At 44.0% G+C, this 19831-nt stretch carries 17 protein-coding genes; all 17 read right to left on the bottom strand.

What is annotated here, in order from left to right; all coding sequences use genetic code 11:
• Nucleotides 1–35 precede the first annotated feature (35 nt).
• Nucleotides 36–2057, bottom strand: coding sequence for an ATP-dependent zinc metalloprotease FtsH (gene ftsH, locus BMW59_RS19950; RefSeq protein ID WP_093055856.1), 2022 nt, complete (start codon nt 2055–2057; stop codon nt 36–38).
• A 69-nt stretch (nt 2058–2126) separates the two neighbouring features.
• Complete coding sequence (gene hpt, locus BMW59_RS19945; protein ID WP_093055854.1) at nt 2127–2666, bottom strand: hypoxanthine phosphoribosyltransferase; 540 nt, start codon at nt 2664–2666, stop codon at nt 2127–2129.
• 61 nt (nt 2667–2727) lie between these two features.
• Nucleotides 2728–4128, bottom strand: a complete 1401-nt coding sequence (tilS, locus tag BMW59_RS19940; protein ID WP_093055852.1) for a tRNA lysidine(34) synthetase TilS — start codon at nt 4126–4128, stop codon at nt 2728–2730.
• Entirely contained in the window at nt 4112–4561 is a 450-nt protein-coding gene (locus tag BMW59_RS19935) for a threonine/serine exporter family protein (RefSeq protein WP_093055850.1), read from the bottom strand. Before BMW59_RS19935 ends, tilS begins: the two co-directional genes overlap by 17 nt.
• A gap of 15 nt (nt 4562–4576) precedes the next feature.
• Nucleotides 4577–5335: a threonine/serine exporter family protein gene (locus tag BMW59_RS19930; protein WP_093055848.1), complete on the bottom strand. Its 759-nt coding sequence runs from the start codon at nt 5333–5335 to the stop codon at nt 4577–4579.
• A 57-nt stretch (nt 5336–5392) separates the two neighbouring features.
• Nucleotides 5393–6376 carry a protein kinase domain-containing protein gene (locus tag BMW59_RS19925; protein ID WP_245733247.1) on the bottom strand — a complete coding sequence of 328 codons (984 nt, stop codon included), beginning with the start codon at nt 6374–6376 and terminating at the stop codon, nt 5393–5395.
• Entirely contained in the window at nt 6342–7076 is a 735-nt protein-coding gene (locus BMW59_RS19920; RefSeq protein ID WP_093055844.1) for a vWA domain-containing protein, read from the bottom strand. Before BMW59_RS19920 ends, BMW59_RS19925 begins: the two co-directional genes overlap by 35 nt.
• Before the next feature lie 64 nt (nt 7077–7140).
• Nucleotides 7141–9630, bottom strand: a complete 2490-nt coding sequence (spoIIE, locus tag BMW59_RS19915) for a stage II sporulation protein E (RefSeq protein ID WP_245733245.1) — start codon at nt 9628–9630, stop codon at nt 7141–7143.
• Nucleotides 9631–9964: 334 nt separating this feature from the next.
• Nucleotides 9965–10387: a S1 domain-containing RNA-binding protein gene (locus BMW59_RS19910; protein ID WP_093055842.1), complete on the bottom strand. Its 423-nt coding sequence runs from the start codon at nt 10385–10387 to the stop codon at nt 9965–9967.
• A gap of 76 nt (nt 10388–10463) precedes the next feature.
• Nucleotides 10464–10847: an FtsB family cell division protein gene (locus tag BMW59_RS19905; protein WP_093055840.1), complete on the bottom strand. Its 384-nt coding sequence runs from the start codon at nt 10845–10847 to the stop codon at nt 10464–10466.
• Nucleotides 10848–10859: 12 nt separating this feature from the next.
• The gene (gene yabQ / locus BMW59_RS19900; RefSeq protein WP_093055838.1) at nt 10860–11444 is read right to left on the bottom strand and encodes a spore cortex biosynthesis protein YabQ; all 585 of its coding nucleotides are present in this window, start codon (nt 11442–11444) and stop codon (nt 10860–10862) included.
• On the bottom strand, nt 11441–11728 hold the full coding sequence (gene yabP, locus BMW59_RS19895; protein ID WP_370640469.1) for a sporulation protein YabP: 288 nt from the start codon (nt 11726–11728) through the stop codon (nt 11441–11443). The genes yabQ and yabP overlap by 4 nt, the downstream gene beginning before the upstream one ends.
• Nucleotides 11729–11817: 89 nt before the next feature.
• Entirely contained in the window at nt 11818–12081 is a 264-nt protein-coding gene (locus BMW59_RS19890; protein WP_093055833.1) for an RNA-binding S4 domain-containing protein, read from the bottom strand.
• Between the two features lie 15 nt (nt 12082–12096).
• Nucleotides 12097–13569 (bottom strand): bifunctional methyltransferase/pyrophosphohydrolase YabN, encoded by a 1473-nt coding sequence (gene yabN / locus BMW59_RS19885; RefSeq protein ID WP_093055831.1) that lies wholly within the window; start codon nt 13567–13569, stop codon nt 12097–12099.
• On the bottom strand, nt 13566–15236 hold the full coding sequence (locus BMW59_RS19880; RefSeq protein WP_093055828.1) for a putative polysaccharide biosynthesis protein: 1671 nt from the start codon (nt 15234–15236) through the stop codon (nt 13566–13568). The genes yabN and BMW59_RS19880 overlap by 4 nt, the downstream gene beginning before the upstream one ends.
• 161 nt (nt 15237–15397) lie before the next feature.
• Nucleotides 15398–15937 (bottom strand): stage V sporulation protein T, encoded by a 540-nt coding sequence (spoVT, locus tag BMW59_RS19875; protein WP_093055825.1) that lies wholly within the window; start codon nt 15935–15937, stop codon nt 15398–15400.
• A gap of 292 nt (nt 15938–16229) precedes the next feature.
• Nucleotides 16230–19784 (bottom strand): transcription-repair coupling factor, encoded by a 3555-nt coding sequence (gene mfd / locus BMW59_RS19870; RefSeq protein ID WP_245733242.1) that lies wholly within the window; start codon nt 19782–19784, stop codon nt 16230–16232.
• Nucleotides 19785–19831 lie beyond the last annotated feature (47 nt).

Here is a 19831-nt window from a genome sequence, read left to right as displayed (position 1 = left end):
GGACGACACAGTGTTAATGGCACACCCTTAATTATTTACTCGTCTTTTTTCCGGTTATCGTCGTTGTCATCATTAGCCGGATCTGTTTTATCATCTGAATCGGATCCAAGGAAGTCTTCCATGGCATCCTTTTCTTCATTTTTACCTTGAATGTTGACCTTCACATCATCTTCTCCTTCTGACCCTTTCCCATTTAACTTTTTAGTTACGTGGTGGTCATCCGGAAGCTTGCCATCTTCAATAAGAGAACGAATCTGTTCTGCATCCAATGTCTCGAACTCAAGTAATGACTGAGCCACAAGCTCGAGGCTTGCTTTATTATCGAGAAGAATCTTTTTACAGCGTTCGTAAGATTCTTTTAGAATGCGCTGGACTTCAAGGTCAATTTCGTGAGCAATGGCTTCACTGTAATTCTGTTCATTATTAATGTCTCTGCCAAGGAACACTTCTCCCTGAGAGCTTCCAAACTGAATTGGTCCAAGCTTATCACTCATACCATACTCCATAACCATTTTACGCGCAATTCCAGTAGCACGCTGGAAGTCATTATGAGCACCTGTACTTACTTCATTGAACATTACTTCTTCAGCAACACGGCCACCCAGAAGCCCGACAATTTTATCCAGCAGTTCAGGTTTTGTCATAAAGTACCGGTCTTCCTTAGGAAGCATCATAGCGTAACCGCCAGCCTGTCCGCGCGGTACAATGGTTACTTTATGCACCATATCCGCACTTTCCAGTTTTACCCCGACGACAGTGTGACCCGCTTCATGATGGGCAACAATATTTTTCTCTTTCTCAGAGATGACACGGCTTTTCTTGGAAGGCCCTGCAATGGTACGGTCGATCGCTTCTTCCACAGATTCCATGTCGATCTTTTTCTTATCGGAACGGGCCGCAACGAGTGCAGCTTCGTTTAATAAGTTCTCCAGATCGGCCCCTGAGAATCCAGGAGTACGCTGGGCAATCGTTTTTAAATTCACGTCATCTTCAAGCGGCTTGTTTTTCGCGTGTACGCCAAGAACCGCTTCACGGCCCTTAACATCAGGACGGCCAACCATAATCTGACGGTCAAAACGTCCAGGACGCAATAACGCCGGATCAAGAATATCTGCACGGTTCGTTGCAGCAATCAGGATAATACCTTCATTGACACCAAAGCCGTCCATTTCAACCAGCAGCTGGTTTAACGTCTGTTCACGCTCGTCGTGTCCTCCGCCTAAGCCGGCACCGCGGCGGCGGCCCACAGCATCAATTTCATCAATAAAGATGATACATGGCGCATTCTTTTTCGCATTTTCAAACAAATCACGAACCCGGGATGCCCCGACCCCGACGAACATTTCAACGAAATCAGAACCACTGATTGAGAAGAAAGGCACACCGGCTTCACCGGCCACTGCCCTTGCTATTAATGTTTTACCTGTACCTGGAGGGCCTACTAACAGAACCCCTTTAGGAATACGGGCACCTATATCAGCAAATTTTCGCGGTTCCTTGAGGAATTCCACGACTTCAACCAGTTCCTGTTTCTCTTCGTCTGCTCCGGCAACATCTTTAAAGCGGGCTTTTTTCTTGTCCTCACTGACAAGCTTCGCTTTACTTTTACCGAAGTTCATCACACGGCTTCCGCCGCCTTGAGCCTGGCTCAGTAAGAAGAAGAAAAGGATAAATATGATCACAAACGGAATGATGGCTGTAAAGAAATTCACCCAGCCGCTTGGTTCTTCTGCCTGTTCAATCACAAGTTCATTAATTCCTTCTTCACCTTCACCCGTCGCAGCAACAACTTGCTCCAGAAGTACCTGGAGGTCCGGCACATTAACTGTAAAATATTCGTCCTCTTCTGCACCTCTCAGTTGTCCACGGGCTGCATATACATCTAATCTGGGCTGAATCGATAAGGATTCAATATTATCATTTTCCAGCTCCTGCTGAAATTCGTTAAATGATATTTCTGTCGTTTCATCCGGGTCTGCCTGAAACACACTGACAATCCCGACAATTACTAAGAAAATCAATAAATAAAAGATCGTATTTCTAAAAATCCGATTCATCCTGAACCTCCTCCCACGTCAAATACACTTAGGTAATAGTATCATACAAATGTCATAAATCACAATTAATTACTTTTGATAAATTTCAGGTTTTAAAACCCCGATATACGGAAGGTTACGGTAACGCTCAATGTAATCAAGCCCATAGCCCACAACAAATTTATCAGGAACAGTAAATCCGGCGAGATCAGGGTAAATCTCTTTTTGTCTACCTTCCGGTTTATCAAGAAGGGTTACGATTTTCACTGACTTCGCCTGCCGGTAATGAAAGAGCTTGACGATATAGCTCAGCGTGTTTCCGCTGTCTATAATATCTTCAAGGATTAACACGTCTCTTCCTTCAACAGATGTATTTAAGTCTTTAACAATCTTAACTTCTCCTGAAGAAACAAGTTCATTCCCGTAGCTTGAAACATCCATTAAATCAAATTCAAGGTGCGCATCAATCTTTTGGATTAAATCTCCCATAAAAGGAAGAGAGCCTTTTAATATTCCTACCACTAATGGAAACTTGTCTTTATATTCTTCCGTTAATTGCGCTCCTAATTCACTAACTTTCTGCTGAATTTCTTCTTCAGTAATTAATATTTCCTGCATATCTTCTCGCATAATTTTTTCAAAAACCTCCTAAATAATGTATCGTCCTCTACCCAGTTACAAAGCCCTGTGCCTATGTATAGATCTGATAAGTCAGTTTAATGACTCTTCCCGATTCACTGTCTACAACTGCTTCATTGGACCGCTTTAACAATGGAACCCACACTATTTTACCTTGACGGTCAGTCACAACGGGCCAAAGATCCCTGTCTCTTTTAGGAACCTTTTCTTCCATAAATAAATCTTTCAGCTTTTTTGTGCCGTTGCTGCCGTAAAAAGACATTCTGTCTCCCGGAAGCCGGGCCCTCACAATAAGCGGAAGAGCTAATTTGTCCATATCAAACCAGACTGAATCTTCTGAAGCATTTTTATCGGCTTGGGGAGAATCCGGCATGATAAGCAACTTTCCTAGAGGCAGTTCTGTTTCTCCGGGGATAGCCAGTTCCTGCGGCTCAAAGTGATCGATCCTATGGAAATCGGCCGAATCATTAATCATAAAAATTAAATGGTCGTAGGACTTTTCGACGACCGTGTGATTAGGCAGATGAAGCAAAGCCGAGGGGTGGCTGTTTTTCAACAAACCTATAACAGATTCAATATGAGACCGGTCAATTTGTAACTGATTTTTTATCGAAAGATAGTTTAATATTAGATGAATGACCCTTCTTTGTAAAGCATTGGGGATTTTTTTAAACTCAGGAAGGGAAATAACTGTTTCTTTCTCTTCGCGTCTGGTAATTATACCTGACGCAAACCTTTCTGCTTCACTTTGAAGCCACATTTCTTCTTCTGCCCACACTTCTGACTGCCACTGAAAAGCCTCATGGGCTTTAGGGTTCTCTTCTTTTACAAAAGATAACACATGATTTCTAATACGGTTTCTCAAATAGAGACCCGTCTGATTTGAGGCATCCTCATTATAAGGAATCCCATGACGTTCACAGTAAGCCTCCAAATCGCTTTTCTCCACCGCTAAAAAAGGCCTCACGAGCCAGCCTTCGGCAAATGGGCGCTTAACCGGAATTCCTTTTCTCCCTGACAGGCTTCCCCGGATCTGTCTCATAAGCATCGTTTCGACCTGGTCGTCACCATGGTGTGCAGTGACCAGTTTATCTGCGCCAAGTTTCTCCATTAAACCGGCAAACCACTCATACCTGCATGTTCTGGCTGCCTCCTGCGTTGATAACCCTTCCTTTTCTTTCAATGCTTTTACGTCCGCTTCATACAGATAATAAGGAACATTCAGACGGCTACAGTAGGAGGAGACCAGTTCGGCATCCTTTTTGGAGGCTTCACCCCTTAAGCCATGATCTACGTGAGCCACACTGATGAAAAGCGGAATGTCTTCTTTCATATTATGGAAAAAATGGAGCATAGCCATGCTGTCCGGGCCTCCTGAAACTGCAAGAAGAAGGTGGTCTCCCGCATTTATCAGCTCATGTCTTGAAATAAATGAATTAATGGCCTGTTTCATAACGGTTTCCTATTCCTTTCCCGAACGAGAAGATTGATAATGCCAATACCAGCCCCGCAGCAATCGCTCCTGCCTGAAGCATTGTTTCTACACCGTATTCAAGCCCTTGAATATACTCTCCTTCTACAAAAGAAAGCATAGTGAAATACGCCCTGCTTCCTGGCACTAGAGGTAATATGCCCGGAATAGACAATGTTGTAACCGGAATTCGTATTTTTTTTGCTAAAAGATGGGCTATAGTCGCAGCGGTTAATGAGGCCATCACTGTGGCAATTACAGAAGAAGCCCCTATTGCTGTACCTGTCTGGAGAACGAGCCACGTGACTACGCCGATGCACCCGCCTAACAGGAGAGCACGTCTCGGCACACTGAATATAATTCCGAATCCTATAATAGCAGCAAACGTCAGTACTGATTCAATTAAAAGGTTCATAAGATAAACTCCTATCTATATAAACAGCGAAATGGATAAGGCTATTCCACTCGCAATGGATAAAGATGTCATTAACGCTTCCACCCCGCGGCTCATACCCGCCAGCAGATCTCCTGACAAGAGATCCCGGACAGCGTTCGTTAAAGGAACCCCGGGTACCAGCGGCATGAGGGAACCGATAATAATCTGGTCAAGGTTAAAACCTAAACCGATAAACACGAGAAAAATCGCTGCAGAGCCGCCCAGAAATGCAGCTGCAAGCTCGGCTGCAAATCTGACCTTTAAATACCGTTCAAACTCAACGAGTGCCACACTTGCCGCGATAGCAGCAATAAATGCCGGTAACAGGTCACCAAGACCGCCGCCAAACAAATATGAAAACCCGCTCCCGGCCACCCCCGCGGCCAGGTGTATAAGCCATATCGGGTAATTAACGGGAGAATGGTAGATGGATTCCAGTCTTTCATGAGCTTCTTCAACACTTAATTCACCCGATGTAAATTCGCGGGACACCTGGTTTACTTCGGTTACTTTATTTAAATCCTGCATACGGTCGTCGATCCGCACCATTTGCATCAGATCTTCTTTTCCCTTTCGCTCTTCAAAAGAAAGAAAAATACCTGTAGTTGTCGTAAAGCAGTGCACATTGGTAAACCCGGCCGCACGAGCCATTCTTTCCAAGGTTTCTTCCACGCGGTATGTTTCTGCCCCATAAGTAAGCATAATCTCTCCTGCCAACAGGCAAATATCCATGACTTCATCCGCCGCATTCATCCGCTCTTCCTCCCGTCACTCCCTGTAAACCTTATAAACTATACGTTCAGGAATCTATTATCCCACCAAGTATAGAATATAAATGGTAAGAAGAAAAGAGGCAAAAAACACTGTTTCCAAATAGCCTTTACGTTCCCGCGTGACAGGAGTTCCTGCCGTTTTATTGACAGGTGCATTCCTTTTTTTCAGAACAGCTTTTCTTTTCAGCCTGGACGGCACGGCCGCGCGTTTCTGGTTCCGCAAAGCCATTAATACGTCTTCCTTCATTTGCCCTGCATCTTCATATTTTTGCTCAATTCCTTTTTTAATGACAGTAAAATACGGGTGCAGAAGCGGTGCGCCTGTCACCTTTTCCAGAATATAATCAGTTCCTTTCTGTGATGTTTTCCGGAAACGGCTTGGGTAAGCCCTGTTAACCATCAGCATAGCGACCGCGAACAAGTCGTAAGAAGGTTCTGCTTTCCTGTCTCCTTCTCCCCAGTAACCCCGGTCAAAATACTCGGTATATTCTTTTATAGAACGTCCGGCTTTAGTAATCCCCCCGGGATCAATCCACCTCAACTGATAAGGCTGTTTTGTAATAAGAAGGTTTTCGGGCTTTAAATCACCGAAAATCCAGCCTCCAGCATGCATTTTGTGTAAATCTCCAAGAAGTTGGGCGGTAAACAGGCCAAGCCACTCGCTTCCTTTATTAATAACAAAGGGCATAAACGGCTGGCCCTGAATAAACTCCATCACATAAAAAGAAGTGGTGCCGTGTGACGTAACAACATCATCCATATCCAAAAAAGAAGGTCCGAGGGAAAGCCCCTGAACCTTCGACACCCGTCTGAGGACATTAACCTCAGAAGAAACAGACATGGCCTGACGGGCGACCTTAACAGCCACAAGACGCCCCCCTGTTTGAGCTAAATAAACGCGGCCAATAGCGCCTTCCCCAAGTATTCGGATAATCCTGTATTTGTTTCCGTGCCACTTGCCGGTAATCACCTGTCCGGGAGTAAAATTATATGCCTGTTTCTTCGATAAAGAGTCTTTCATTATCTGACGGTCCTTTCTTCATCCTTTTCATATGGACTTTGATGGCTTCCGTAATAGCCGGACCGGTAGGCGTAATGCCTGAGGAAGATAACTTTTTAAAAGCCCCTTTCAAAGAATCCAGCTGCGGAGTCCAGGAAACAAGTTTATCAACATGCGATCTTTTCCCGGGAAATGAATAAAGGCAAAAATGATTTTCACCCTCCCGGGAACGAAGGCTCAGCGATAAATCCAGCAAAGCTTCCTGAACTCGCGGCAGTTTAGTTTTCATACTTGCGCTCGTATCTACTAAAATGAGAATATCCAGGTTCGACGTCTCGCCCAGCTCATCGACTACTTCCATTAGCTCCTCTCTTTTTTCAGGCTCTAAATCTTCCATTTCCTGTTTCGTTCCTAATATTTGCCGAATTTCCCTGTTAACCACGCCGTGTATTGTTTGAGTCATTGCTTTTTTAGTCACCATTTGAACTGTCTGTGAAAGCTGCCTTGCATAAACCACCTCGCTCATGCCGCCTCCGGATTGGGCGATCTGTGTAATTTCTTCCATCCCTCTTTCACTTTCATCGCCTTCATTCGTAATACCTATAACATTTACTGACAGCCCTTCTTCCCTGGCCATGGCAGCCATTGCTACAGGGTCTTCTCCCGCATTTGAGCAGCCGTCTGTAATTAGCAATATTTGTCTTACCGTACCTTGACTCATGGAAAACACGCTCCTATCTTGTTTTTATAAGCCTTTACAAGATTAAGAGAGTTTATACATGAGTTTACGCCCAATTCTGCGCCGGAGAAGCAATAGTTGCCCACTTAGGTGCATAGTGGTCTATTCTTGCGGCAAGCACCGTCATATCATCATGAATCTCCCCTTCTGATTCACGAATCATTCGTTCCATTAGTAAGTCAGCCACCTCCTGAGGATCATTCGTTTCCATCTCACGGATCATCCGTTTCATCCATATGTCTTTGTTTTCCACCATTTTAGAAGCTTCATAAATTCCGTCACTCATCATTATGAGCAAGTCTCCTGCCTTTAACTGCTCCGATACAACATCAACATCCACTTCTCTGATCATGCCTATCGGTAAGTTCCCCGCTTCAATAGACATCACCTGATCACCGCGTTTAATATAACTCGGCGTAGACCCGACTTTCAAAAATTTAACAATACCAGTCTGCAAGTCAATCATTCCAAGATCCAATGTGGAAAACACTTCCTCATTCGACCTTAGCGAGAGGACTGAATTAATGGACTTGATTGCTACCGTCTCATTAATTCCAGACAGTAAAATTCTCTTTAATAAGTCAATCGTTTCCTGGCTTTCAATGTGAGCCCGCCTTCCGTTCCCCATGCCGTCGCTAATGGCAAGAGCATATTTCCCTTCACCAATCTCCATCGTAGAGAAACTGTCTCCCGAGACCCATTTCCCCCCTTTTGCTGTATGAGCCACTCCTTGCTCAACTACAAATGTTTTTGTAGAACCAAATAATACTTTTGTTTCCGGCCCTGAAGAAGATACTGCTTCTGTAAACTTAACTACAATAGCTTCATTGAGAATATTTGTAAGGAGCGGTGCCACTACTTTTTCAGCTTCATTATAATTATTTTGCGGGAGCACCATCTCTATATCCACATTCCCCGGCTCAAGACCGTACACATCCACCATTTCCACATCTATTCCGATATCTTCCAAAGATTCTTTAATATCCGCTTCCTGCTGGTCGTGCACTTTCTTTTCACGCTGAATATCCTTAGCAAAGTCTCCCATTACCTGAGAGACCCCGATAAGCTGGTCAGCTACAAGACGCCTGCTTTCGAGCAGCTGATGTCTGATCCGTTTTTCGCCGTCCCGTTCTTTCAACTTACTATTAACTGTGTCTACCACCTTTTGGTCTATCAGGCAATGAGTTCGCCAGGAAGCAGCCAGCCCCCTGTCTTTAATTTTCCCATGCTCTTCGCAGTCTTCTGCGATCCTTTCCATAAGAGAGTATGTTTTTTCGAAATCCTTTGCCCAGCACTGATGTTTTTTCATGCACGTCTGGCATGTAGTTTCCGTGACCGTGCTTAAAAATAAATCAACCTCCCTGTCTTTTTCGGCTTGAACCTCATTTTTATCATGAAAGGAAAAGCTGCGTGAGAGGCTTAAGAACAATTCCGAAAACTGTTCAACCTTCCCGGCAGTCATATCCCTGATTTTTCTCAAATACTTCTGTTGTTCCTGAGCGTGTTCAGTGGTCCCCGGAATATAGCCAGCCAGACGGTCTGTCCACTTTTTAGGCGTGACCAGGAACAGACCTACTGCCACCAGACTTTCATAAAGAGTAATAGTCAGCGGAGCCTGATTGTCTGCATACATCGCCATTAACAGGCTGGCAACCAGAAGGCCTGAAGCTGTGGCAAGTTTCCTGCCCTCTTTTAATAACCCCCCAAGTAAACCTGCAAAAGCAAGCAGACTCATGGAGAAAAGATGAGCTACATTTGCGAGCGAGAGAATTAACCCCATAATGACCCCGGCCGTTGCGCCGATCGTCGCACCGCCTGTAAATGCAAAGATCAGTACAATATATCTGGCTACCATATGTTCAATTGACAGCTGGTAGATAAGCCACCCTACTGTCCCAGTCAGCAAGGAGCCAATTAATATAACGAGGCAGATGACCTCTTCATGCCTTAAATTTAAATGCTTTCTTCGTTCGAAGAACAATGGAACACTCTGAAGGAAAATAAGTGTGATGATCATAGCCAGTGCACCTTCAACTGATGCGGTAAAAAGGTGGTACAAGGAAGCCTCCTGCTGAAGTGATAAACTGATCATCCTGGTTGCGGCTACCACTGTAAACACAGTTACAGGAAGGAAAAGGTCTTTTTTATCCACTTTCAGCATGATGCTCTGTAAGAGGAAATACAGGAGAATAGCCATGGTGGTGTGCCCGGCGTATTCAAAAGAAAGACTTGTCGAGCCGGCTATAAGAGCAAAGGAAGCCGGCAATGTCATACTTCTCCGCCATTTGAAAATAACCGCCAAAAAAGGAATCGTGAACGGAAGCAGCTGGAGGAGGATCACAGCCCTTCCCAGCAAAAAGCCTATCCCCATAATCAGAAGAAGAGCTTTCCAGTTTCCAATACGCGCTTTAGTCTTCACTGCTGATGGCCGGCTTTCCTCCTTTTTTCTCCATGTCATCCCCCTCAGTCCACCGATTGGAGAAACAGCTTGTCCATTCATCTTAGTAACCCCGCTTACCCCGCCTCTTTCAAACATTTTCTCCACCACCCCTGTTAAAAGTTCGTTCTCTTATTAAATCACGGGACAAATACAAACTTTGTCAAAGCAATGGAGTAAATTACAAAAACTCTTCGACCATTATCTACGGCATACGTCTGCTAATCGGAAGATGGTACACAATGATTCGCAGACCCTTCCGTATAGACCCACACTATGGAAAATAATGACACATATTATAAGTTTACAGTTTCTGGGGGGTCTGACCCCTTTGTGAATTTAAATCATACAAAAAGCCGTTTTGGAAAATCGCTTGTGCGATTAACCAAAACGGCTAATATATTATATATTTAAGTTTCAGCAGTAAGGTGTATTATCCTCGTTTAGAATTTCGCCCCCCGCGCTTAGATTCCGTATTACGCTTCAAAGAGGTGAGTCTTTCTTCGCTGTCTTTAAGAAATCGGCTCATTTTATCTTCGAAAGACATGGCCGGTTTCCGCGGGCTTGGCTTGGAAGACTTTCTTGGAGGACGTCGCTCTGATGTTTGAGCGCTGGCCGGCTGTGCCTTCGCTTTACGAATGGAAAGACCGATCTTCCCGTCTTTTTCCACATTCATGACTTTCACAGTTACTTCGTCACCGACAGTTAAAAATTCATTGATGTCCTTTACATAACTGTCCGCCACTTCACTGATATGGACAAGTCCTGTGGACCCACCCGGCAATTCAACAAAAGCACCGAAATTAGTAATACCAGTCACTTTCCCTTGATACTTACTGCCTACTTCAATGGACATGTAAAAATTGCTCCTCCTTCATGGAACTTAAGTAAATATTATTTTTTTATATTATACAGATTGTCTTGGATGTGTGTCAATCAGACGTTGAAGATCTTGGAAGCTGGAAGAGCGTTTCTCCTTCTTTCGTCAGAAAGAAATCCCTTCTGGCCAGTTCAGCGATATATTCCGGGTCATGAAGCCACTCTATTTCCTGTTTGAGGCTCTCTTCTTCCCGTTCCATTAACTGTAACTCTTCTTCCATTTGGCGGTTTTCTTCTTTCTGCGCCTGAATAGATGTATGCTGCTGGTAAAGAGTGACACCCGCGACGCCCATAATAAGGGAAAAAATAATCGCAAACACAGACAATCGTCTGATCAGCCCTTTTTTTCGTCTTAGTCTTTGTTCTTCTAACAAAGTTTGTTTTTCCATATACTCTGAACTTAACTGACGCACTTTCCTCCGATTGTCCTGCTGCATGTTTTCACCCCTTCATGGTTTTTTCCGAAACTTGTTAAAAATATGACCTAAACTTCTGCCTAGCGCAGCGATTTTTAATCTCTGTTTTTTAAATGGTTGTCCACTTTTGTCATCGGCAAATTTTATAAGTTTAAAAATAGGCCAAAAGGTCCATTTTAGAAAAAAGGATAATATTCCCCATATTGCAATTACTAATATCATACCTAAGTGGACAACCAGTTTCAACAGACCTTTTGTTGGATTTATAAAAACAACATAGGTAAAACGAACTAAAAATTGATATATTCCTGAAATAATCCGTAACAAAGTCTCCAGAAACCTTCTGTAAGTCCGTTCAAATAAGGCACGGTAGGCGGCATAACCAAATAAAACGGCCAGAAACAGATAAAACCGAACCTCCCCGTTATTCACATAAAGGAGCACTCCAAAATAAATAAGTCCCTGAGCCACCCAGAACAAAAAATCGTTTAACGCCCTTGTCCAACGGAATGCTTTTCTTTTTCCCAGCACACGCTCATAAGTATCAAGAGAAGAGCCCAGCCACAGACCCATGACAGCACTTGCCAGCATGGAGGCCATTTGAATATCTAAACTCACTTGAATAACTTCCCAAAGAGGCCTTTTGATTTCTCGCCATGATGCTGGTCAAGGTAAACGAGGTCATCGATCCTTCCTTGAATTGATACATTACCCTCCTCAACATCCAGGTTCTTCATCTGAAGATTGTGTCCGCGAATGGATAAATAGCCCATATCTGTTTCCAGCAGAAACTCTTCGCTGTCAAAGCTTTCAACTTGCTTAACCCCTGATATATCAAGTGTCTTTCTTGCATTCAGAATAAGCCTGTGATCACGGGCAGGACCTCCTGCTCCTTGCTGCATATAATTATATGAGTGTTCCATTGCCATCCTCCTTCATACATTCTTTAAATCTAATGTATGACGGCAAGGAAGGAAATAGAACAAGCCCTCTACTCGTTATTGACTCTCTCTTCTTTTAATACGGTATAAAAAGTCGCCGCATCTTCTTTTTTCGCTGCTTCTTCAGTACGGTCAATTCGAAGGACGAGGTGTTTCTGGCCAAACTGGATCTCCAGTTCATCTCCCACCTTTACATCCGTTCCGGCTTTTGCCGTCTGCCCATTTACTTTTACTCTTCCCTGGCTTGTTACTTCTTTCGCCATCGTCCTGCGTTTAATTAAACGGGACACTTTTAAATACTTATCAATACGCATCGTGTTTTCCTCCTTCTATTCCTTCTCTTTCGCTTCTTCCCACAGAGCATCTAGTTCCTCAAGCGACTGGTTTTCAGGGGCTTTGCCTTGCTTATTGAGAGCCTGCTCAATATAACGGAACCTTCTCTCAAATTTGTTATTTGTCTGCCTTAAAGCCTCTTCCGGGTCAATCTTGTGATAACGGGCTAGATTAACAAATGCAAAAAGAATATCACCTAATTCTTCCACAGCGGATTCATAGCTTCCTTCTTTTAAAGCATGGAGCCATTCAGCGATTTCTTCCTGCAGCTTCATCCACATAGGAGCTTCGTCTCCCCAGTCAAAACCCGCTTTAGCTGCTTTCTTTTGGAGTTTATAAGCTTTCAGCAAACTCGGGAAAGAGGCTGGGATACCGTCCAGTAAAGAAGTAATCTCATCTTCTGCACGCCCATTTTCCTTTTTCTCCTGCTTTTTTATATCTTCCCAATTGGCTGTCACTTCTTCAGCATTCTCTGCCTGGACGGTGCCAAATACATGCGGATGTCTTCTGACCATTTTTTCATTTAAACGCTCTATCACATCTTCCATGTTAAAGAAACCTTCATCTTCACCTATCTGGGCATGGAGGAGAACCTGAAGCAGAACATCCCCCAGCTCTTCAGTAAGATGGTCGTCATCTTTTTCATCAATGGCTTCAAGCAGCTCATAAGCCTCTTCAATTAAATACCGTTTTAAAGATTCATGGGTTTGTTTCTTATCCCACGGACAGCCTTCAGGGCCCCTAAGCTGCCGGATAATCGATCTGAGTTTAGAGAAATCCCGGTACAGCAGGGTTTCGCTTTCGACGGGCGGTATATAAACGGCTGTTAAATTACTTAGCTCTGCCACTCTGTCCAATTCGTACAAAGGGACGTGCACAACAGATTCATCTGCAGTCCCTGCCGCTGTAACGACAGCAACTGGATAGTCATCAGGCAGGCGTTCCATAAGGGAAAGTTTAACCGCAGAGGCACTCATCGAATCATACACTTGGCCAACTATAATATGCTGGGTAAGCACAAGATCTTCCGGTCTCATCTGCAGACCGTCCACGAGCTGAAACCCTTCAACAGGATCTATTTTTAAGGCATTAAACATAGCATCGAGGAAACTCTGCCCGCCTTCCACTTTCACCTCAATTTCCCCTTTTTCACGAAGAAGCTGCTGAACCGTGGCCTCAGCCACCATCGGATGGCCAGGAACGGCATAAGTCACAGTTCCCCGGTCCTTAACTTCATCGAGCAGCTTTTGCACAATCTCTCTATAGACATCCTCAAATTGTTCGTGAGCCTCATAAACAAAATCAAAGCTTTGAAACGTCATGCCTTCTTCAATTAATTCTTGAATGACGGGATGCTTTTCGGTTCTGACAAACACTTCGCCAGAGGCCTGTAATTTACGGTAGATGCCTAGCGGAAGCTGAGCCAGGTCTCCCGCTCCCAGGCCGATAATATGTATTGCAGGTGTCATGAATTTCTTCTCCTCTTTTCTGAATGATATTTGCCGCTGTAAGGAATGAGACGGCCTAATTTAGGAAGGGCTTCCCATTCATCTTTTGAAAAAAGGCGAAGCTTCCAAATAAGCCATATAAAAACAAATGCCCCTGCGGCTGAGGCAGTTACTGATTTCATGGTTTCTGCTCCCCTGCCGTCTGAAGAAAAGCTGGTAAACACCCATAAATATACATTTACCACCACTGCCATGCCTGCTAAACTTACCAGCCATTTCATCCAAAAAAGGAACGGCAGCGGAAGCCAGAAGGAATGTCTTACGAGGGCGGCTAATGACATGAGAGCAATAATTGCAAAAGATACTGTGGTACTGACTGCTGCACCCATAATACCGTAAACAGGTACGAGCCATAAATTTAAAAGGGTTTTGACAGACAAACCTGCCATCAGTATATATACAGCCAGCCGCGATTTTCCGGCAGCATGTAAAAGGGCAGCTGCTGTCATAAAGAGCGAGCCAAAAAGAACAGGAAAAGAAAAAATCTGCAGAACGCCCGAGCCTTTTTGATTCATGAACATCATCTCGTTGAGCGAGGGCATAATTGCTGCCATACCTGCCGCAGCCGCCCCTCCGAATACGAGGCATAATTTAACCGAGCGGCCGACTTCCTGCCTGACTGTATCCATCTGTTTTTGTTCATAGGCACGGGACAGCAGCGGAATGGCTGCGTAGGAAAAGACGGTCGTTATTACCGCCCCAAATTGAACAAGCGGCCACCCCCGGTCATAAATTCCTTTCTCAGCAGCAGCGGCGGCAGTACTCCATCCTCCAATTTCCAGCTGGCGGAAAACGGTAAAAGCATCAGCAAGTTGAAAAATAACTAAAGCCATCGCACTGATAGATACAAATATACCCGACACAAGAAGTTCTTTGAGGTCTTTTCGCCAATTGACCGATAAAAGCTGCAACCGGGTATTTTTGTAAATGAAAATGCGCCTGTATTTCCACCCCATCACGGCAGATATAATAATACCAGCCAGTCCGCCTATAAATGCACCCGCTCCTGCTGACACGCCAGCCAAATAAGGATCTCCCTGTTGCATAGCCCAGACGGCCACTGCGAGGATAATAATCACCCGTACCAATTGTTCTGTAACTTGGGAGACTGCTGCAGGAGCAGTATGTCCAATTCCTTGGTACAAGCCTCTTCCCATGGCTAAAAATGGAATAAGGAAAAAAGGCGCCCCCATCCAGCCGATAGCTCCTGCAAGCCCGGGATCTCCCATTAAAGCCGCAATGGGTTCTGCCAGTATGATAATGAGCGTGCCCAGCAAAGAATGGAAACAGACTAGGCAAAGAAAAATAAAGGTTAACCGCTCAACAGGGACGAGTCCTTCTTTTACCTCTGAAGAAGTATTCTGAGCAATCATTCTTGCAATGACAAGCGGGAACCCGTATGTCCCTAAAACAAAAGCTGCACCATACAAAGGGTAAACCTGCTGGTAAACATAAAAACCGGTATCACCGGTTATATTCTGATAAGGTATTTTATACATCGCGCTTAAACCTTTAGCAATAAGCGCAGCTAAAGACAGGTAAACTGCCCCTTTCATCCATGATGCCTGATTAAAACTTACCGATTGCCCCATGATCCAGTTGATTCCTCTCTCATTAATAATTTCCATGCTATTATAGCACACGAACAAGGCAGAAGACCTGTGCTCTGGGGAGTAAACTGGTCATGCCGTGATAACTCATCGGCCATATATCTGGAAAAAAGAGGCAGACCCGCATGAAAACACAGGACTGCCTCTTTAACATAGGGCCGTATCTTATTGAACCTTTTTTACTGTTCCATTTGCCGTGCCAGAAAGCCTGCTGCGGTCTCAGCAAGTTTCTGTTCCACGTCTCCTACCGTACCGCTTCCTTTACTTAATAAAATGACTGCCCCGATTGGGTCACCATTGGCAATAATAGGAGAAATACAGTAGCCGTCCAAAGGCTCACTTGTTTCTCCGGCAATGACATAATCACCTTTAGAACTTTGGACATTGGATTTACGTGAATCCATTGTGGACTCAACCAGTTCACCAATAGCTTTATTATGGTATTCTTTTTTGGAACCGCCTGCAACGGCGATGAAGGAATCCCTGTCTGCTATAAGAACTATATGATTCAAACTGTCATAAAGAGCTTCCGCATATTCTTTCGCAAAATCTCCGAGTTCTGAAATTGGTGAATATTTCTTAAGAATTACTTCTCCTTCTCTGTCCACAAAGATTTCCAATGGATCTCCTTCACGGATACGGAGGGTTCTTCTAATTTCTTTTGGAATCACCACCCGGCCTAAGTCATCAATACGTCTTACAATTCCCGTTGCTTTCATAGTGATCACAGCCTCGCTTTCTTTGTTGTATTCTCAAGATGTGCTTATGCTAGCTAAGATGAACCTAAAAACTTGTCTTTATTATCTGATTAAAAAAAAGAACTATTCACCAATTAAAGAATAAATTTGTCGAATTTCCTTAGTGACCGGAAAAATTGTTTAAAAAAGCTATATAACAGAAGGGGCTGAAACAAAAGCGGGCATAGGGAAAATGATTACTTTCAAGGTATTTAATGAATTTACAAAAAAAAGAGCTGCCCCTCAAAGTCAAACCTTTGGGGCAGCCCGTCACTTACGCATTTGCTACTTCATCTTTCTGCACTTCGTCCAGTTTATCCAATACCTTCTCTAAAATTTTCATGTACTCTCCATCTTTCAGAGACTTGGTTTTTAGATGGATAACAATCTGATTACCTGCCATTGAAAGATGTAATTTAGGGGACACTTTATTCACTAAAGAGAAAAGTTTCGACCCATCGATCCGGTTTGTTGTTTCTTCACTTAGTACGACTTTACACAGCTGGTTTTTTTCAGAGACTGACTCTATTCCTTCCTGTCTGGCTAGAAGTTTTACTTTGGACACTGAAAAAAGATAGCTTACTTCAGGAGGATAATCGCCGAATCTGTCGATCATCTCATTTTGAAGGTCTAATAAATCCTTTTGTGAATCCAGCATTTTAAAACGTTTATACATATCAATTTTTTGTTTTGAATCCGCAATATAAGTTTCCGGAATGTAGGCATCGACTTTTATATCCAGTTCGATCTCAGGTTCCTTTGTTTGCTTCTGCCCGTCAGGCTCAGCGTCAGCTGCATCTTTTCTTTCGTCGATCGCTTCTTTCAGCATTTGAGAATATAAATCAAAACCAACCGAAGCTATGAAGCCATGCTGTTCGGCCCCAAGCAGATTGCCCGCCCCTCTTATAGATAAATCACGCATAGCTATCTTAAAGCCGGAGCCCAGCTCAGTGAATTCTTTAATCGATTGGAGTCTTTTTTCAGCCACTTCAGTCAGGACCTTATCCCTTTGATGTGTAAAATACGCGTAAGCGATGCGGTTTGACCTTCCGACACGGCCGCGCAGCTGATAAAGCTGTGAAAGGCCCATCCGGTCCGCATTATGGATAATAAGCGTATTTACATTTGGAATGTCTACCCCAGTTTCGATAATAGTGGTCGTGACTAATACTTCTGTTGTGCCTTCAAGAAAATCGAGCATGACGGTTTCAAGTTCCCCTTCTGTCATGCGGCCGTGGGCGAATTGAACATTCGCGTCAGGCACAAGCATGGATATTTTATCGGCCATTGATTCAATATCCTCTACCCGGTTATATAGAAAGTACACTTGGCCGCCCCGTGCCAATTCCCTCTCAATCGATTCCCTGACGAGCGATTCGTTGTATTCAACCACATATGTCTGAACCGGGAAACGGTTCTCGGGCGGCGTTTCTATTACCGACAGATCCCTTACGCCAAGCATTGACATATGAAGGGTCCTTGGAATAGGTGTAGCTGTTAAGGTCAACACGTCGACATTCGCTTTCAGCTGTTTAATTTTTTCTTTATGAGTCACACCGAAACGCTGTTCCTCATCCACGATTAGTAATCCCAGTTCCTTAAAGGAAATATCTTTAGAAAGGAGCCTGTGGGTCCCGACAACGATATCGCATGAGCCTTTCTTAAGAGCTTCTGTCGTTTGTTTCAATTCTTTTCTGGTCCGGAACCGGCTTAACAGCCCTATATTCACAGCGAAATCCTGAAACCTTTCCCGAATGGTTTCATAATGTTGCTGGGCGAGGATCGTAGTCGGAACGAGAATAGCAACCTGTTTGCCGTCCATAATCGCCTTAAATGCTGCACGAAGCGCTACTTCTGTTTTTCCGTAACCTACGTCGCCGCACAACAGGCGGTCCATCGGACGTTCGCGCTCCATATCTTTCTTAATTTCTTCGATAGCCTGTAGTTGATCATCTGTTTCCTGATAAGGAAATGAAGCTTCAAATTCCTGCTGTTCAGGGCCATCCTGGGAAAACGAATAGCCTTTCGTCCGTTCCCGCTCGGCATATAGCTTGATTAGATCATCAGCAATGTCCTGGACAGAAGATTTAACCTTCTTTTTAACTTTCTTCCAGTCGCTTCCTCCAAGCGCATAAAGTTTAGGGTCTTTATCTTCTGACCCCACATATTTCTGCACCTGGTCGATCTGTTCGACCGGCACATAGAGCTTATCGTTCCCGGCATATGAAATATGCATATAATCCTTATGGATATCTCCGACTTTCAGAGTATCTATACCTAAATACTTCCCGATTCCATGGTTGACGTGCACTACCCAGTCGCCTACATTAAGCTCTGAGTAGCTCTTTATTCTTTCAGCGTTTGAAAGCTTTTGTTTCCTCTTAGGCTTTCTCGTTTTTTTCGTAAATACCTCTTCTTCTGTAAGGACGATCATGCGCTGCATCGGAAGTTCAAAACCGGCCATGACATGGCCCTGAATAATTTGAGCCTGGCCTTTTACAGGCTCCTGATCCCCTGTGACAATCACTGCTTCAATCTCGTAATCTTCCAGCACATTTTTCATTCTTTCCGCCCGTTCTTTTCCAGCACAAATAAACGAAATTGAATAATCTGCTTCCTTCCACCTGTCGACTTCATTTTTCAGCAAATGGAGCTGGCCATGAAAGTTCTGCATAGATTTACTTTGAATATTTATAAGGTTTTGCGGGCTGGTTGAAGGAACGTGACGCAGGAATAAACTGAGATAAATTTTAGGCACTGCCGTCTTTTGAATAATATCTTCCCAAGACTTTGACATTTGAAGATCTGAAACAACAGACCCTTGCGACAGCATTGTTGTTTGCCAATCGGCTTCTTCTCTTTCCAGGCTTTGAACCATTTCCTGCACCCGGCTGACTTCATCGACAAAAACAGTACCGCCAGCCGGCAAATAATCTATGATAGTGTTCTCGTTTTCATAGTATAACGACATATATTTGTACATGGCATCAAACATCGTCTGCTGTTTTAAATAATCTATTTCCATACCGATGTTTTCTGCCAGGCTCTCTTTAACAGAAGCATTTTTTACTTTCTTTAGACTGGAAGCTAACGCCGCCTCCAGCTTCGAGGCACCCCGCTTAAAATGTTCGTCATCAAGCAGGATCTCCCTGGCAGGACTGATCGTAACTTCTTTCACCTGGGATTTTGACCGCTGTGTCTCAACGTCAAAGAAGCGGATGGAATCAACCTCCGTATCGAATAATTCCATACGCACCGGATGTTCCTCCGTTAACGGATATATATCAATAATTCCCCCGCGCACGCTTAGCTGGCCCGGCCCTGAAACCATGTCCACCCGTTGAAAACCCATTGAAATACATTGAGTTAAAACCTTTTCTAAATCTATTTCTTCGCCTGTTTTAAAAGAAAGCTGTCTTTCCCTCCACATCGACTGAGGCGGAAGAAGCCGCCTTGCTCCTGCCACCGGGGTAATCACAATCGCTTCATTACCGGAAGCCCACTGGTTTAATGCTTCCATCCGCTGCCCTCTCATCTCAGGGCTTGCGACAGCAATCTCAGCAGAGATTAATTCATTAACCGGATACAAAAAAACATGCTCTTCGCCTGCAATGGAGACGAGATCATCATAAAGCTTTTGAGCCTGAAATAAATTATGAGTGACTATTAACTGTGATTTTCCAGTCCGCTCAAAGATCGATGCAAGCATAAGCGAACGTGCGGAGCCTGTGAGACCTGATATCATCTGCTCAGACAGGTTTGCTTCTAATCCCTCAACTATGCTTGAGACATCATCCCCATGATAAATTGATTTAATTAGCCCTTCCAAGGTTTTCCCCACCTTTTCAAATCCTTTCTTAACGTCATGCCCATGAA

Origin of the sequence: Salipaludibacillus aurantiacus, from assembly GCF_900111295.1 — a bacterium.
Lineage (GTDB): Bacteria > Bacillota > Bacilli > Bacillales > Salisediminibacteriaceae > Salipaludibacillus > Salipaludibacillus aurantiacus.
This window is presented reverse-complemented; position numbering and strand designations above follow the sequence as displayed.

Excerpts from the sequence above, each read along its gene's own strand:
- ftsH (WP_093055856.1), bottom strand. The coding sequence starts at position 2,057 with ATGAATCGGATTTTTAGAAATACGATCTTTTATTTATTGATTTTCTTA.
- hpt (WP_093055854.1), bottom strand. The coding sequence starts at position 2,666 with ATGCGAGAAGATATGCAGGAAATATTAATTACTGAAGAAGAAATTCAG.
- tilS (WP_093055852.1), bottom strand. The coding sequence starts at position 4,128 with ATGAAACAGGCCATTAATTCATTTATTTCAAGACATGAGCTGATAAAT.
- BMW59_RS19935 (WP_093055850.1), bottom strand. The coding sequence starts at position 4,561 with ATGAACCTTTTAATTGAATCAGTACTGACGTTTGCTGCTATTATAGGA.
- BMW59_RS19930 (WP_093055848.1), bottom strand. The coding sequence starts at position 5,335 with ATGAATGCGGCGGATGAAGTCATGGATATTTGCCTGTTGGCAGGAGAG.
- BMW59_RS19925 (WP_245733247.1), bottom strand. The coding sequence starts at position 6,376 with ATGAAAGACTCTTTATCGAAGAAACAGGCATATAATTTTACTCCCGGA.
- BMW59_RS19920 (WP_093055844.1), bottom strand. The coding sequence starts at position 7,076 with ATGAGTCAAGGTACGGTAAGACAAATATTGCTAATTACAGACGGCTGC.
- spoIIE (WP_245733245.1), bottom strand. The coding sequence starts at position 9,630 with ATGTTTGAAAGAGGCGGGGTAAGCGGGGTTACTAAGATGAATGGACAA.
- BMW59_RS19910 (WP_093055842.1), bottom strand. The coding sequence starts at position 10,387 with ATGTCCATTGAAGTAGGCAGTAAGTATCAAGGGAAAGTGACTGGTATT.
- BMW59_RS19905 (WP_093055840.1), bottom strand. The coding sequence starts at position 10,847 with ATGCAGCAGGACAATCGGAGGAAAGTGCGTCAGTTAAGTTCAGAGTAT.
- yabP (WP_370640469.1), bottom strand. The coding sequence starts at position 11,728 with ATGCAGCAAGGAGCAGGAGGTCCTGCCCGTGATCACAGGCTTATTCTG.
- BMW59_RS19890 (WP_093055833.1), bottom strand. The coding sequence starts at position 12,081 with ATGCGTATTGATAAGTATTTAAAAGTGTCCCGTTTAATTAAACGCAGG.
- yabN (WP_093055831.1), bottom strand. The coding sequence starts at position 13,569 with ATGACACCTGCAATACATATTATCGGCCTGGGAGCGGGAGACCTGGCT.
- BMW59_RS19880 (WP_093055828.1), bottom strand. The coding sequence starts at position 15,236 with ATGGAAATTATTAATGAGAGAGGAATCAACTGGATCATGGGGCAATCG.
- spoVT (WP_093055825.1), bottom strand. The coding sequence starts at position 15,937 with ATGAAAGCAACGGGAATTGTAAGACGTATTGATGACTTAGGCCGGGTG.